At 67.6% G+C, this 15,013-nt stretch carries 15 protein-coding genes and 1 tRNA gene; 8 read left to right on the top strand and 8 right to left on the bottom strand.

The genetic code is table 11. The features are described from left to right. Positions 1–36 precede the first annotated feature (36 nt). From EA346_RS14245 to EA346_RS14230, 4 genes are all read right to left on the bottom strand, one after another. Positions 37–111 (bottom strand) — tRNA-Gln (locus tag EA346_RS14245). 8 nt (positions 112–119) lie between these two features. Further along, complete coding sequence (gene ispE, locus EA346_RS14240; protein WP_296759702.1) at positions 120–1,013, bottom strand: 4-(cytidine 5'-diphospho)-2-C-methyl-D-erythritol kinase; 894 nt, start codon at positions 1,011–1,013, stop codon at positions 120–122. Further along, positions 1,010–1,660 carry a lipoprotein insertase outer membrane protein LolB gene (lolB, locus tag EA346_RS14235; protein ID WP_296759700.1) on the bottom strand — a complete coding sequence of 217 codons (651 nt, stop codon included), beginning with the start codon at positions 1,658–1,660 and terminating at the stop codon, positions 1,010–1,012. Before lolB ends, ispE begins: the two co-directional genes overlap by 4 nt. Positions 1,661–1,700: 40 nt before the next feature. Continuing rightward, positions 1,701–3,416, bottom strand: coding sequence for a tetratricopeptide repeat protein (locus tag EA346_RS14230; protein ID WP_296759699.1), 1,716 nt, complete (start codon positions 3,414–3,416; stop codon positions 1,701–1,703). A 154-nt stretch (positions 3,417–3,570) separates the two neighbouring features. Between EA346_RS14230 and hemA the strand changes: the two genes are divergently transcribed. The 5 genes from hemA (at position 3,571) to moeB (ending at position 8,247) form a co-directional block, all read left to right on the top strand. Then, on the top strand, positions 3,571–4,854 hold the full coding sequence (hemA, locus tag EA346_RS14225; protein ID WP_296759697.1) for a glutamyl-tRNA reductase: 1,284 nt from the start codon (positions 3,571–3,573) through the stop codon (positions 4,852–4,854). Next, on the top strand, positions 4,851–5,936 hold the full coding sequence (prfA, locus tag EA346_RS14220; RefSeq protein WP_296759695.1) for a peptide chain release factor 1: 1,086 nt from the start codon (positions 4,851–4,853) through the stop codon (positions 5,934–5,936). The genes hemA and prfA overlap by 4 nt, the downstream gene beginning before the upstream one ends. Positions 5,937–5,958: 22 nt before the next feature. Next, on the top strand, positions 5,959–6,780 hold the full coding sequence (prmC, locus tag EA346_RS14215; RefSeq protein WP_296759694.1) for a peptide chain release factor N(5)-glutamine methyltransferase: 822 nt from the start codon (positions 5,959–5,961) through the stop codon (positions 6,778–6,780). A gap of 245 nt (positions 6,781–7,025) precedes the next feature. Continuing rightward, on the top strand, positions 7,026–7,427 hold the full coding sequence (locus tag EA346_RS14210) for a hypothetical protein (RefSeq protein WP_296759693.1): 402 nt from the start codon (positions 7,026–7,028) through the stop codon (positions 7,425–7,427). Between the two features lie 40 nt (positions 7,428–7,467). Further along, positions 7,468–8,247: a molybdopterin-synthase adenylyltransferase MoeB gene (moeB, locus tag EA346_RS14205; protein ID WP_296759692.1), complete on the top strand. Its 780-nt coding sequence runs from the start codon at positions 7,468–7,470 to the stop codon at positions 8,245–8,247. A gap of 44 nt (positions 8,248–8,291) precedes the next feature. On the opposite strand, the gene EA346_RS14200 is transcribed toward moeB, so the two are convergent. Genes EA346_RS14200 through gatC form a run of 4 tightly spaced genes read right to left on the bottom strand, consistent with a single transcriptional unit; the run spans position 8,292 to position 12,451 of the window. Then, positions 8,292–9,185, bottom strand: coding sequence for an Hsp33 family molecular chaperone HslO (locus EA346_RS14200; protein ID WP_296759690.1), 894 nt, complete (start codon positions 9,183–9,185; stop codon positions 8,292–8,294). A 40-nt stretch (positions 9,186–9,225) separates the two neighbouring features. After that, positions 9,226–10,662: an Asp-tRNA(Asn)/Glu-tRNA(Gln) amidotransferase subunit GatB gene (gene gatB / locus EA346_RS14195; protein WP_296759688.1), complete on the bottom strand. Its 1,437-nt coding sequence runs from the start codon at positions 10,660–10,662 to the stop codon at positions 9,226–9,228. 12 nt (positions 10,663–10,674) lie between these two features. Then, positions 10,675–12,129 carry an Asp-tRNA(Asn)/Glu-tRNA(Gln) amidotransferase subunit GatA gene (gatA, locus tag EA346_RS14190; RefSeq protein WP_296759686.1) on the bottom strand — a complete coding sequence of 485 codons (1,455 nt, stop codon included), beginning with the start codon at positions 12,127–12,129 and terminating at the stop codon, positions 10,675–10,677. Positions 12,130–12,163: 34 nt separating this feature from the next. Then, positions 12,164–12,451, bottom strand: coding sequence for an Asp-tRNA(Asn)/Glu-tRNA(Gln) amidotransferase subunit GatC (gene gatC / locus EA346_RS14185; RefSeq protein ID WP_296759685.1), 288 nt, complete (start codon positions 12,449–12,451; stop codon positions 12,164–12,166). A 122-nt stretch (positions 12,452–12,573) separates the two neighbouring features. On the opposite strand from gatC, the gene EA346_RS14180 reads away from it, so the two are divergent. Genes EA346_RS14180 through mreD form a run of 3 tightly spaced genes read left to right on the top strand, consistent with a single transcriptional unit; the run spans position 12,574 to position 15,003 of the window. After that, on the top strand, positions 12,574–13,620 hold the full coding sequence (locus tag EA346_RS14180) for a rod shape-determining protein (RefSeq protein ID WP_296759684.1): 1,047 nt from the start codon (positions 12,574–12,576) through the stop codon (positions 13,618–13,620). A gap of 25 nt (positions 13,621–13,645) precedes the next feature. Then, positions 13,646–14,515, top strand: a complete 870-nt coding sequence (gene mreC / locus EA346_RS14175; RefSeq protein WP_296759708.1) for a rod shape-determining protein MreC — start codon at positions 13,646–13,648, stop codon at positions 14,513–14,515. Beyond that, complete coding sequence (gene mreD / locus EA346_RS14170; protein ID WP_296759682.1) at positions 14,512–15,003, top strand: rod shape-determining protein MreD; 492 nt, start codon at positions 14,512–14,514, stop codon at positions 15,001–15,003. The genes mreC and mreD overlap by 4 nt, the downstream gene beginning before the upstream one ends. Positions 15,004–15,013: the final 10 nt, after the last annotated feature.

Here is a 15,013-nt window from a genome sequence, read left to right as displayed (position 1 = left end):
GACGCTCCGTCAATACCCCAGCATCACGACTTCGTATGGCTGGGCCGGCAGGATTCGAACCTGCGAATGCCGGGATCAAAACCCGGTGCCTTACCGCTTGGCGACGGCCCAATGAATCGTTACTTCTCGCTGACTTCCCCTGCGCCGGCCTCGATGCCGGACTTCGTGTGCCAGTCGCACAGCGGCGACCGGTTCGCCAGACGCAGCACCCAACTGCGCCAGGGCTCGGGCTGCACGGCCTGCGCCGCGCGCGCCGCAGCCTCGTTCGGAAACAGCCCGAACACGCAGCCTCCCGTGCCGCTGAGCCGCGCCGCGGCGCCGGAAGACGCCAGCCAGGCCAGCGCGGCGTCCACCGACGGATGGTCCCGCCGCACCAGCGGCTCGAACACGTTATGCCGCGACTCGTACCCTGAAGCCGCGATTCTCTCGGGGGGGCAGTCCCTTGTCAATTCATCGGAGCGGAACATCGTCGCGGTGGAGACCGACACCCCCGGGTCAATCAGCAACGTCCAGGGGGTATCCGGCTCGACGGGAACGAGCCTTTCACCCACGCCTTCGGCCCATGCGGCACGGCCACGCACGAACACCGGGACGTCCGCGCCCAGACGCAGCCCCTGCTGCGCAAGCTCGTCAGGGGAAAGGCCGAGGTCAAAGAGATGATTGAGCGCCACCAGCGTGGTGGCCGCATCCGAACTGCCGCCGCCCAGGCCACCCCCGACCGGAATCCGCTTGGTCAACCCGATCCTGACCCCGAATCCGCGACCGGTGAACCCGGACAGCATTCGGGCTGCCTGCACACAGAGATTGTCATCCCCTGCCAGCGCCCCCTCGGCGTGCGCGTGCATCTCGAAACGGCCTGGTGGCAGCGGCGCAAACCGTAGATCGTCCTGAAGTCCCAGGAACTGGAAGACCGTCTGCAACTCGTGGTAGCCGTCCGCCCTTCGTCCGGTGATGTGCAGAAAGCGGTTGATCTTCGCCGGCGCCGGAAAGACCGTATCGAACCCGCCGGTCACGAGGCTTCGACCTGCGTGAGTTGCCAACGCTGGATGATGAGCCGAAGGCGCATGTCCTCGCGGTGAAGCTCGACGGACATCGGCATCGCCACCGGTTCCGCCTCCTCGAAGGCGCCGTACACGATCTCCCAGCCATCCTGGATGAGCCTTCGCGGCTGCCCGTCCGCATCGGCGCGCAGATCGAAACCGACACCAGGTCGGGGCATGCCCCGGACCCAGTAGTCCAGACCGCTGACGGGGATTCCGCGACCCGTGACCAGCGCCATCAGCTCGTCCGCATCGGCCGCCTCGTACCGATCCCCTTCCCGGGTGATGAGCACCGCCTGGTATCCCCCAAGCACGAGCCGGCCGCCGCCGCGGCCCATCGGACCCGACAGGTCGATCACCTGCCGCAGCCCCTCGGTGCGCCAGTTGAGTTGGCCGGACCAGCTCTCGGTCGGCAGTTCGAGGGTCAGGCGCCCCACGAAGCGCCAGTGACTGACGGCTTCCAATTCAGTTGCCCGCTCCAGGAACGCCGCCCGCGCGTCCAGCTGGTCCTCGGGCACCGGCGGCAATACCGCGCAGCCAGCCAGTCCGGCCAGAAGCAGCGTCAGCAGCAACCATGTGCGCGCCCTGGTTCCGGCTCGCCGCGCGTGCCCACGGTTCACCGAGGGACCCTGGTGACGGTCCGCAAAGGCCTCACGGGACTCAATGCTCCAGCTCGCGCTTCACGCGCAGCAACCGATCGTGATCAGGATCCTGCTGCAGGGCCTCGTCGATGATGGCCCGGGACTCCTCGCGGCGCCCCAGTTCCCAGAGCACGACCGCAAGATTGCTTGCGATCTCGCCATCCGGCATCAGCTCGTACGCCCTCTCGAGCTGAACCACTGCCTCGTCCAGACGCCCCAGTCGATACAGCACCCAGCCATAGCTGTCGACGATCGCGGCGTCGTCCGGACGCTGCTCGTAGGCGCGCAGGATCAGGTCATAGGCCTCCTCGTAGCGGTCGGTGCGGTCGGCCAGGGTGTAACCGAGGGCATTGAGGGCCGACACGTTCTCCGGGTCCATTTCGAGGATCGCCCGGAAGTCCGCCTCCGCCGCCGGAATGTCTCCGGCGCGTTCGTGGACCAGGCCGCGCAGGTAGAGCAGCTGCTCGGAGCGCGGGAACTGGATCAGGCCACGGGCCAGGCGCTCCAGTGCCGCATCGAGCTCACCCCGTTCGCGCAGGAGACTGGCCTCCCCGAGGTAAGCGCGCAGCGCGATACCCCCGTCGGGGTCGTCCTGCAGGCGGGCGAACAGCTCACGGGACGCCTCCAGCCCGTCGAGATCGGCAGCCAGGCGTGCCAGCCTCAGATCGGCGTCATCGGCGTGCTGGCCCTCTTCCACTGCCCGATAGAACCGTCGCGCGGCCTCCAGATCCCCCGCCTGCTCATGCAGGCGGCCGAGATAGTAGTTTGCATCGTGGGTGCGGCGACCGCTGGCCAGCAGGCGCTCCAGATAGTCCTCGGCAAGGCTGAACCGGCCCGCTTCCAGGCTGAGCAGCGCGATGGTGAGAAGCAGGTCGGCATCATCCGGTGCCAGGGCAAGCAGACGATCGAATTCGGGCCGGACGCGCTCGAAGTCCTCGGTGTCGACGAGGGCACGGGCATAGGCGAGCCGCAGGTCGCGCCGCTCGGGATGCGCCTCGATCGCAGCGGCGAGCGTCGCGATGGCTGCGTCGGGATCCTCGAGTTCGGTGAGTGCGCGCGCAAGGATCATCCGCAGCTGGACGGCCTCCGGAAAGCGGTCCACGCCGGCCTGCGCGACGACGCGCGCCTGGTGGAGTTCGTCGGAACGCAGCGCAAGCTCGGCATGGGCCTGCCAGGCGGTGGGCTCGTCCGAATCGGCATCGACCAGCATCGCGAGCGTCCGCAATGCGGCGTCGCGATCCTCGGACTGCACCAGCAGCGACAGCACGACACCATAACCCTCTTCGCTGCCGAGTTGCTCCACGATCCGTTGCAGCAATGCGGCGGCGTCACGCTCCCGCCCCTCGCCGACCATCAGCACCGCCGTGAGCTGCATCGCCTCCAGGCTCCCCGGCGCCAGCACCAGCCAACGTTCCGCCGCGTCGAGCGCGCGCGGATGATTGCGCGCGAACAGGGCCAGACGCGTCGCCCGCTCGGCGACCTTCACATCGTCGCTCAAGCGGGCCGCTTCGAGGTAATATCGGCTCGCCTGCGCATAATCGCCGGACTGGGCCGCCATTTCGGCAGCCAGCAGACTGAACAGCACAACGGCTTCCGGATCGTCGGCAGCGGTGGGTCCGGGTATCGAGAGAATCGGCGGAACCTCGATATACTCCGTGCCCGACGCGTTGAGGTGAGTCTGGGCGCAGCCTGCGAGGATCAGCGCGGGCAAGGCGACGGCGAGTACTCGCGGCATGAATAATGGCTTCCACATGGTATCGGGGGTTGGACGGGTGATCAGCGCAGTGGGTTCCAACGACAATTTTGCGCCCCCACTGTATCGGATGGCGCCAGGCAGTACACTAGCCTGCTACCAAATCCGATTTTAAAGACAAACACAGCCGGCCACGATGCTCTTCACTCTCGGAATCAACCACAAGACAGCCCCGGTACAGGTGCGGGAGCGGCTGGCTGTCAACGAGGTGCAGCTGGGAGAGGCGCTGGATTCGCTGCACAGTGGCGTGAAGATTCCCGAGGCCGCGATCCTCTCCACCTGCAACCGAACGGAGATCTACTTCCGGGAGCAGAGCCGCGACGGCGAGGACCGCGTGCTCGACTGGCTGGGCGGATTCCACGGAATCCGGCGCAACGAACTCGAGGCGTACCTGTACCGGCATCACGACAACGAGGCGGTGCTGCACACCTTGCGTGTCGCCTGCGGTCTCGATTCCATGGTGCTCGGCGAGCCGCAGATCCTCGGGCAGATGAAGAGCGCCTACCAGCATGCCCATGCCGCCGGCACTCTGGGATTGTCGCTGGAGCGCCTGTTTCAGCATGCCTTTGCCACGGCGAAGGACGTCCGCACGTCGACCGCGATCGGCGCCAGCGCCGTTTCCGTCGCCTTCGCGGCCGTCTCGCTCGCGCGGCAGATCTTCGGCGATCTGAAGCCCCTGACCGCGCTGGTCATCGGCGCCGGTGAGACCATCGAACTGGCGCTGCGTCACCTCGTGGGCCACGGCGTCGGTCATGTCATCGTCGCCAACCGCACCGTGGAACGGGCGCACACCCTGGGCGACCGCTTCCACGCAGAACCCATCGCCCTCAGTTCCATGCCGGAATACCTCCACCGCGCGGACATCGTGATCAGCTCCACCGCCGCGCCGCTGCCCATCCTGGGCAAGGGCGCCGTGGAACGGGCCATTCGCAAGCGCCGTCACCGGCCGATGTTCATGGTGGACATCGCGGTACCCCGGGACATCGAGCCGGAAGTGGCGGAACTCGAGGACGTGTACCTGTACACCGTCGACGACCTGCACGAGGTCATCAACGAGAACATGGCCTCGCGCCAGGCCGCGGCGGAACAGGCAGAACAGATCATCGCAACGCGCGCCGACGAGTTCATGCGCTGGCTGCGCGCCCGCGACTCCGTGGTGAGCATCCGCCAGCTTCGCGACCAGGCCATGAATATCCAGCAGGAGGCACTGGCTCGGGCCGAGGCCCAGCTGCGCGCGGGGCGGACACCCGAGGAAGTGATGCATCATCTCGCGCACATCCTCACCAACAAGCTGATGCACGCCCCGTGCAAGACACTGAACGCCGCCGCTCACGACGGTGATGTCGATCTGTTCCGCGCCGCGCACAGGCTTTTCCTGCTCCCGGAAGGTCACGACGGGGATTCCCGGGACGATTCGTGAAGGAGTCGTTTCGCCGGAAGCTGGAGGGCCTGTCCGAACGCCACGCCGAGATCGCCGGCCTGCTCGCCGCACCCGAGATCGCCGCCGATCCCGATCGTTTCCGGCGGCTCTCGGTCGAGTACAGCCAGCTCGAACCGCTGGCCGGCGCCTGGAGGGCGTGGCTGGACAGCCAGCAGGAACTCGACGAGGCCCGCGCGATGCTGTCCGATCCCGAGCCCGACCTCCGCGCGATGGCGGAGGACGAGATCGAGCGCCTGCGGCACCAGGGCGAGAGGCTGGAGCAGGAACTGCAGGCGCACCTGGTACCCCAGGACCCGCACGACGAGGCCAACACCTTCCTGGAGATCCGCGCCGGGACTGGCGGCGACGAGGCCGCCATCTTTGCCGGCGACCTGCTGCGCATGTACAGCCGCTACGCCGAGCAGCGCAACTGGCAACTGGAGATCCTGAGCGCGACCGAGGGCGAGCACGGCGGTTACCGCGAGGTCATCGTCCGGGTGATCGGCCGCGGCGTATACTCCCGGCTGAAGTTCGAGTCCGGGGCGCACCGGGTGCAGCGGGTGCCCGAAACCGAATCCCAGGGACGCATCCACACGTCTGCAGCCACGGTCGCGATCCTGCCGGAACTCGATGCGGTGGAGATGCCGGAGATCAACCCCGCCGACCTGCGCATTGACACCTACCGCGCCAGCGGTGCCGGTGGCCAGCACGTCAACCGCACCGACTCGGCGGTGCGCCTGACCCACCTTCCGTCCGGCATGGTGGTCGAATGCCAGGACGAACGCTCCCAGCACAAGAACAAGGCCCGCGCGATGAATCTCCTTGCCTCGCGCCTCTACGAGGCCGAACGCAGCCGCCAGGCCGCCGCGCAAAGCGCCGCGCGCAAGAGCCTCGTCGGCAGCGGGGACCGCTCGGAGCGCATCCGCACCTACAACTTCCCCCAGGGCCGGGTGACCGACCACCGGATCAACCTGACCCTTTACAAGCTGGACGACGTGATGGCGGGGGACCTCGATTCCCTGATCGATCCGCTGACCCATGAGCACCAGGCCGAGCAGCTCGCAGCCCTTGCCGAAGACTGAACCGACGAGTATTGCCGGGCAAATGACCGAGGCGCGCCAGCGCCTGGCGCTGGCCGGCATCGAATCGGCCGGACTGGAGGCCCGGCTGCTGGTCGGGCACCTGCTGTGCATGGACAGCGCCAGCGTGATCGCGCATGGCGATCGCGCGCTGTCGGTCGAGCAGGCCGCGGCGATCCGGAACCTGGTCGCGCAGCGCGCTGCCGGCAGACCGATCGCCTACCTCCTGGGCCAACGTGAGTTCTGGTCCCTGCCGCTGCGGGTGGACGAGCGCTGCCTGATCCCCCGGCCGGAGACCGAGCTCCTGGTCGAGCGCGCCCTGGAGCGGCTGCCGGCCCAGCGCGCGCGGGCAATAGACCTGGGCACGGGTTCCGGCGCGATCATCCTGGCCCTGGTGACAGAGCGGCCCCAACTCGAGGCCTGGGGCAGCGATGCCAGTGCCGACGCACTCGCGGTCGCCGCGGACAACGCGAGGCGACTGGATCTGTCCGTCCACTGGTTTCGGGGACGCTGGCTGGAGGCCGTCGCCCCGCGCCCGCTGTTCGACATCATCGTCAGCAACCCGCCCTATGTCGATCCCTCCGACCCGCATCTGCAACACGGCGATCTGCGCTTCGAGCCACGTACCGCACTGGTTGCCGGGGATGGCGGGCTGGCCGACCTGGCAACCATCGCGGGACAAGCCCGCGCGCGCCTGTACCCGGGCGGGTGGCTGTTGCTGGAGCACGGTTACGACCAAGGGTGCGCAGTACGCACGTTGCTGACGCAGCACGGCTACCTGAAAGTGGCCAGTCACCGCGATCCAGCCGGGCACGAACGGGTCACCGAGGGCAACTGCCCCGGATAACTATCATGTCCCGGACGCGCCACCACGAAAGATGAAAGCGGAGCGCCTGTGGAGTGCGGCGGCTTGCCGCCGCTTTGGGGAGCTGTGTCATCCCCGACACCGAATAGCGGGAGCAAGCTCCCGCACTCCATAAGCGGGCGCGCAGGGGCGGGGGTGACCGTGACTTTCACGTTAGCGCCATAACGCGCCCCGCTTTAGGGTGCGGCATGCTGGGCAAATCACGCAGGGGCAACTACCATGTAGTCATGGACACGACCGTTTGCGCCCGGGAACTGGTCTTTCAGGGCCCCCATTCGGAAGCCGACCAGGCTCCCGGTGCCGCCCTGCTGCTGGCGGATTCCCCGCTGGTCTTGGAGGTGTCCGTGACCGGGCCCAATCGGGTCCTCGTTCGCTACGATCTGCGCGACGTGACCTTCGCCGAGATCGAGTCGGCGCTGGAGGAACTGGGCTTCCACCTCGACAACAGCGTCTTCACGCGACTGCGCCGAGCCTACTACGGCTATTGCGAGGATACCCGCCGGGCGAACATGAAGATCAACCCAAACTGCTTCGGGCAGTGCGCCCGGCGCATCTTCGTGCGGCACTACCAGAAGGGCGAACACGGCTGCCGTGACCAACGGCCCTCGCACTGGCGCGCCTACTGGTGAATCCCGTGCCCGGCGCCCATCGCCGGCCGGCAAGGCCGCGATGAAGGACGAATCCGAGAGCGAAGACCTCCTGCTGCTGCGCTACAGCCGCCAGATCCTGCTGCCCGGAATCGGCGCCGAGGGTCAGGACCGCCTGACCCGGGCGCATGCCGTGGTGATGGGGCTCGGGGGCCTGGGCTCCCCGATCGCCGCCTACCTCGCGGCGGCCGGGGTCGGCCGCCTGAGCCTGGTGGATTTCGACCACGTGGACCTGAGCAACCTGCAGCGCCAGATCCTGCACGGCCAGGCCGACATCGGCCGCCTGAAGGTCGATTCCGCCGCCGACAGCCTGCTCGCGCTGAACCCGGGCTGCCGAGTGGACAGGATCGCCCTCAGGCTGGACCACGCCGCGCTGCGGGAACTCTTCGCCGGGGCCGACGTGGTCCTGGACGGCACCGACAACTTCGCCAGCCGTGCGTTGATCAACCACGCCGCACTGGCGGCGGGAACCCCGCTGGTATCCGGTGCGGTGATCCGCTTCGAGGGACAGCTGACGACCTTCGACTTCCGGGATCCCGGGGCGGCCTGCTACCACTGCCTGTACGGAGACGGCGAGGAGCTCGGCGAGACCTGCAGCGAATCGGGGGTCCTCGCGAGCCTCCCTGGCGTGATCGGCAGCCTGCAGGCCACCGAGGCCCTGAAACTGCTGATCGGATTGCCTACGCTGGCCGGCCGTCTGCTGCTGGTCGATGGTCTCACGATGAGCTTCCGCACCCTGAGGCTGACCCGCGACCCCGGTTGCCCGTTCTGCGGCAAGCCGGGGCGCGCCCCCAGCACCTGATTTCGCGCTGCAGCAGGTCCTGGCCCGCATCCGCGGGGAGAGGATCAGTGGCGGGTGGAGCCGACGTCGGGCTGGGGATCGTCGGCGGCGAACAGGGCCTCGGCGTCGATCGCATCGAGACGGTAGCTGGCATTGCAGAACTCGCAGGTCACCAAGACCTCACCCTCCTGCGCCAGCGTCGCGCGCACCTCGTCGGCACCGAGACCTTTCAGCATCGCCTCGACCTTGTCCCGCGAACAGTTGCAGGCGAAACGCATCGCGTGACCCTCGAGCAGGCGCACGCGTTCCTCGTGAAACAGCCGGCGCAGCAGCTGCTCCGCCGGCAACGCCAGCAGTTCGCCTGCCGAGACCGTGTCGCCCAGCAGCGTTGCCCGAATCCAGTCTTCGGCGTCCGGCGGGGTCGGCGCGCCATCGGCACCGGGCACTCCCTGCAGCAGCAGACCGGCGGCACTCGAGGGACCAGAGGCCAACCACAGCCGTGTCGGCAGTTGCTCGGAGCGCTCAAAGTAGGTGTCCAGCGCCGCGGCCAGCGACTGGCCCTCGAGTGCCACGACCCCCTGGTAGCGTTCGCGCCCGGCGCCGGGATCCAGCGTGAGCACCAGCCGCGCATCGGGACCGAAGATCTCGGTCAGGTCACCGTCCGGAACCTCGCCGCGATAGCGGGCCAGACCGCGCAGCGCCCGGCTGCCGGTCGCCTGCACCACCAGCATGTGCAGCGGACCGGAACCGGTGATCTGCAGGATCAGCGAACCGTCGAATTTCAGCGTTGCCGCGATCAGCGCGACCGCGGCATAGGCTTCCCCCAACCGGTCGCGCACGACCGGCGGGTACGGATGCCGTTCCAGCAGGGCGCGCCAGGTGTCGTCGAGGTGCACCCACTCGCCGCGCACGGGCGTGCGCTCGAGCAGGAATCGGTGCAGGGTGTCCCGCTCGGTCATCGCACGACCGGGAAGCGCCCGCCTCGTAAGGCCACGGCGCTCAGTCTCCCTGCAGCCGGGCGCGCAGGCGCTCGTTGACCTGCGCAGGGTTGGCCTGGCCCCGGGTCTTCTTCATGACCTGGCCGACGAAGAACCCGAACAGCTTGTCCTTGCCGGACCGGTATTGTTCCAGCTGCGACGGGTTCGCCGCGATCACCTCGTCGATGATGGCGTCGATCGCGCCGGTGTCCGTGATCTGCTTCAGCCCACGCGCCTCGATGATGGCATCGGCCCCACCCTCCCCCGCCCACATGGCATCGAAGACCTCCTTGGCGATCTTGCCGGAGATGGTCTCGTCCTGTATGCGGGAGAGCAGTTGCGCCAGCCCCGCCGCCGACACCGGGCTCTGCGCCAGACCGGCCTCCGAGCGGTTCAGCGCGGCCGAGAAGTCGCCCATCACCCAATTGGCCGCCAGCTTGGGCGCGCCACAGCCAGCCGCGACCGCTTCGAAATAGTCCGCCAGTTCCCGGCTCGCGGTCAGCGATCCGGCGTCATACGCAGACAGTCCGTAGGCGCTGATGAAGCGCTCCCGCTTCGCATCGGGGAGCTCCGGCAGGCGCCGGCGCGCCGCCTCGATGTCCTCGGCATGGATGACCACCGGCAGCAGGTCGGGGTCGGGAAAATAACGGTAGTCGTTGGCCTCCTCCTTGGAGCGCATCGACCGGGTCTCGTCACGGTCGGGGTCGTACAGGCGCGTTTCCTGCACCACCGTGCCGCCGGATTCGATCAGGTCGATCTGGCGCTCGACCTCGAAGTTGATCGCGCGCTCGACGAAGCGGAAGGAATTCAGGTTCTTGATCTCGGCACGGGTGCCGAACTCGGTCCGCCCACGGGGGCGCACCGAGACGTTGGCGTCGCAACGGAAGCTGCCTTCCTGCATATTGCCGTCGGAGATACCCAGATAGCGCACCAGTGCGTGCAGCTTTTTCATGTAGGCCACCGCCTCCTTCGCCGAGCGCATGTCGGGCTCCGAGACGATCTCGACCAGCGGGGTTCCGGCGCGGTTGAGGTCGATGCCCGTCATCGCTGTGAAGCCCTCGTGCAGGCTCTTGCCGGCATCCTCCTCGAGGTGCGCGCGGGTGACGCCGATCCGCTTCCGGCTCCCGTCCTCCAGATCGATGTCCAGGTGACCCTGCTCGACGATGGGCAGTTCGTACTGCGAGATCTGATAGCCCTTTGGCAGGTCGGGGTAGAAGTAGTTCTTGCGTGCGAAGACCGAGCGCGGAGCGATCCTGGCATCGATCGCGAGGCCCAGCATTACGGCCTTCTCCACCACGGCCGCGTTCAGCACCGGCAGGACTCCGGGCAAACCCAGATCCACCGCGCAGGCCTGGCGGTTCGGCTCGGCGCCGTAGGCGGTGGCCGCCCCGGAGAAGATCTTCGAGACGGTATTGAGCTGGGTATGAATCTCCAGCCCGATCACGGTTTCCCATTCCATCGCGTTCTGACCTCAGACGAAGGCCGCCGGCATGCGGGCATGCCAGTCGGTTTCCTGCTGGAACTGGTGAGCGACACCCAGCAGGCGCGCCTCGTCGAAATAATTGCCGATCAGCTGCATGCCGACGGGCAGGTTGCCGACCGTGCCGGCGGGCATCGACAGCCCCGGGAGCCCCGCGAGGTTCACGGCAATGGTATAGATGTCGGAGAGATACATCTGGACCGGGTCGGCGCTCTTCTCACCCAGACGGAAGGGTGTCTCGGGACTGGTCGGACCGGCGATCACATCGACCTGCCCGAAGGCGCGCCGGAAGTCGTCGGCGATCAACCGGCGCACCTTCTGTGCCTTCAGGTAATAGGCATCGTAGTACCCCGCCGACAGCACGTACGTCCCGATCATGATGCGTCGCTTGACCTCGGCCCCGAAGCCCTCGGCCCGGGAGCGGGTGTACAGGTCCGTCAGGTCCCGGGGCTCGTCACAACGGTGACCGAAGCGCACCCCGTCGTAGCGCGCGAGGTTGGACGAGCACTCCGCCGGCGCCACTACATAGTACGCCGGCACCGACAGCCCGCTGTTGGGCAGGCTGATCTCGATCAGCTCGGCACCACGCTCGCGCAGCACCGCAAGGGCAGCCTCGGTCGCCGCGCGCACGCCGGGGTCGAGGCCTTCGCCGAAGAATTCCCGCGGCAGGCCGATGCGCAGACCCTTCAGGTCGGCGCCAAGCCCCGCGGTGAAATCCTCGACCGGCCGTTCGACGCTGGTGGAGTCGCGCGGGTCGAAGCCGGCCATCGCGTTCAGCATCAGCGCGCAGTCCTCGGCACTCGCCGCCATGGGTCCGGCCTGGTCCAGGCTGGAGGCGAAGGCGATCATGCCGTAACGCGACACCCGGCCGTAGGTCGGCTTGATGCCGGTGATACCGCAGAAGGCCGCCGGCTGCCGTATCGAGCCGCCGGTGTCGGTACCGGTGGCTGCCGGGACGAGGCGCGCGGCCACGGCCGCCGCGGAACCGCCGGAGGAACCGCCGGGAACCCGTTCCGGGTCCCAGGGATTGCGCACCGGGCCGTAATGGCTGGTCTCGTTGGACGACCCCATCGCGAATTCGTCCATGTTGGTCTTGCCCAGCATCACCGCCCCGGCGGCGTTCATTCGCTCGACCACCGTCGCCGTGTAGGGCGCGATGAAGTTGTCGAGCATCTTCGAACCGCAGCTGGTGCGCACGCCAAAGGTGCAGAAGATGTCCTTCTGCGCCACCGGCAGGCCGAGCAGCGGCGCCTCGTCGCCACGTGCGAGACGCTCGTCCGCCGCATCGGCCGCTGCGAGTGCCAGGTCCGGCGTCACCGAGATGAAGCTGTTCAACTGCGAATCCAGGCGGTCGATGCGCCCGAGGTAGAATTCGGTCAGCTCGCGGCTGCTGATGTCGCGGGCACGCAGACGCCGGGCCCAACCTGCGAGGGTATCGAGTTTCATGGCCTGCCCTTCCATCGCTGTACCGGAGCGTGGATCATTCGATCACGCGCGGCACGAGGTAGAGTCCGCCGTCGACGGCGGGCGCGATCGCCTGGAACAGTTCGCGCTGGTCGGGCTCGCTCACCGCGTCGGGGCGCAGGCGCTGTTCGGCATCCAGGGGATGGGCCATCGGTTCGACGCCGCCGATCTCGGCCGCGTTCAGGGCCTCGACGAAATCGAAGATGTCGCTCAGGCCGGCCGCGAATTCCTCGGCCTCCCGATCGTCCACGGCCAGACGCGCCAGCTGGGCGATCCGGCGAACTTCATCGCTGTTCAGGGACATGGTTCCAATATCAACGTATAGTGCGGGGGAGCGCAAAGTTACCACAAAGCCCTCCTTGCCCAAACCAATGGGGGCTTGCTAGAGTTTCGCGTCCTTCCCGCCCGCTTCCTTCAGGTCGAGCCATGTTCAAGCGCATCTTGGGGCTGTTCTCCAACGATATCTCCATTGATTTGGGTACCGCCAACACGCTGATTTACATGCGCGGGCAGGGCATCGTCCTGAACGAGCCATCGGTGGTGGCCATCCGCCAGGACCGCGGCCCCGGCGGGCCACGCTCGCTCGAGGCCGTGGGCACCGAGGCCAAGAAGATGCTCGGGCGAACGCCGGAGAACGTGATCACCATCCGGCCGCTGAAGGATGGCGTGATTGCCGACTTCACGACCACCGAAAAAATGCTGCAGCATTTCATCAAGAAGGTGCACGAGCGTCGCGTGTTCCGGCCAAGCCCCCGGGTGCTCGTCTGCGTGCCCTGCGGCGCGACACAGGTCGAGCGACGGGCGATTCGCGAATCCGCCTTCGGGGCCGGCGCGCGCAAGGTCTATCTGCTGCAGGAACCGGTCGCTGCCGCCATCGGCGCCGGCATCCCGCTGGACGAGGCGGTGGGCTCCATGGTCCTCGATATCGGCGGCGGCACCTCCGAGGTCGCCGTGCTCTCGATGAACGGCATCGTCTACTCGGAATCCGTGCGGATCGGCGGTGACACCTTCGACGAGGCCATCATGTCCTATGTGCGCCGCAACTATGGCGTGCTGATCGGCGAGGCCACCGCAGAGCGCATCAAGCACGCGATCGGCTCGGCCTACCCGGGAAAGGATCTGCTGGAGATCGAGGTCAAGGGTCGCAACCTGGCGGAAGGTGTGCCGCGGTCCTTCACCCTGAACAGCAACGAGATCCTCGAGGCCCTGCAGGATCCGCTGCACGGTATCGTCTCCGCGGTGCGCACCGCGCTGGAACAGACGCCCCCGGAACTCGGTGCCGACGTCGCCGAGCGCGGCATCGTGCTCACGGGCGGCGGCGCGCTGCTGCAGCAGATCGACCGCCTGATCATGGAAGAGACCGGCATCCCCGTCGTGATCGCCGAGGATCCACTCACCTGTGTTGCGCGTGGCGGCGGACGCGTTCTGGAGATGCTCGACGAGAAACGGGTCGACTTCCTGGCCAGCGAGTAGTCTCCCGCCTGCCGGAGGACTTGTCATCGAAAAGCCGCTGTTCAGCCTCGGGGCGTCGCCGATCCTACGCCTGCTTGCCGTGGTTCTGATCGCCCTGGCCCTGATGGCACTCGACCACCGCTTCTACCAGTTGCAGACCCTGCGCAGCGTCCTGGCCACGGTCGCGTACCCGCTGCAGTTGGCCGTCGACGCGCCGATCCGCGTCGGCAGCCGGATTCTCGACTCCTTCTCCCGCCACGAACAGCTCGTGCTCGAAAATCGCCTGCTGCGCTCGGACCTGATGGAGCTGCGCGCGCGGCAGCTGCGCTTCGATGCCCTGCAGGCGGAGAACGACCGGTTGCGGGCGCTACTGCATACCTCGGCGCAGGCCACGGAGAGGGTGGAGATCGCCAAGCTCCTCGCGGTGGATCTGGACCCGTTCCGCCAGCAGATCGTGATCAACAAGGGCCGACTCGACGGCGTTTACGCGGGTCAGCCCCTGATCAACGCCGACGGCGTCATCGGCCAGATCCTGACCCCGAACTGGACCAGCTCGACCGCGCTGCTGATCTCGGATCCTGGACACGCCCTCCCCGTGATCGTGGCCCGCACCGGCCTGCGCGCGCTGGCGGTGGGTTCCGGCAACCCGCGGCGCCTGAACCTGCGCCACGTGCCGCCACAGGAGGACATCGAGGAAGGCGATCTGCTGCTGACCTCCGGCCTCGGCGGACGCTTCCCCTCCGATTACCCGGTCGCACGCATCGTCTCGGTCGAGCACCTGCCGGGTCAGCCGTTCCTGGTCATCGCGGCGGAACCCCTGGCGGCCCTGGACCGCTCGCGCGAGGCATTGCTGCTGTGGACCGATGCCCCCGCGCCGCAGCCAGGGGCGGAGGAACAGCCGGATGGGCGGGAGTGAACCCGGGGATGGTGATACCCGTCCCGGTGCTGCTGTCGCTGCTGGCCGCGTTCGCCCTGACCATCGTTCCGCTTCCCGGCGCCATCGCGACCGCCCGCCCCGAGTGGGTACTGCTGGTGCTGGTCTACTGGGGCATGGCCTTCCCGCGGCGGGTCGGCATCCTCGTGGCCTTTCTCGCAGGCCTGTTCCTCGACGTGCTGCAGCACCAACTGCTGGGCCAGAACGCACTCGCGTTGGCGGCGGCGATGTTCATCGTGCTCCAGATCTACCCGCGCTTGCGCGTGTACCCCCTGTGGCAACAGGCCGTGGTCGTGGCCTTTCTGGTCGGACTCACACGTTTCCTCAACATCTGGATCCAGGGAGCCATCGGGTTCCCTCCGGGCAGCAACCTCTACTGGCTCCCGATCCTGACCAGTGCGCTCCTGTGGCCCGTCGTCTATCACATCCTGCGTGATGCCCGCAGGCGCTGGCTTTTGCACCTGACCTGACACGCTGCTA

It is taken from the genome of Thioalkalivibrio sp. (genome assembly GCF_007692535.1).
Taxonomy (GTDB): domain Bacteria; phylum Pseudomonadota; class Gammaproteobacteria; order Ectothiorhodospirales; family Ectothiorhodospiraceae; genus Thioalkalivibrio.
Note: the sequence above shows the minus strand (reverse complement) of the source record. Positions and strands in the feature narration are given on the sequence as shown.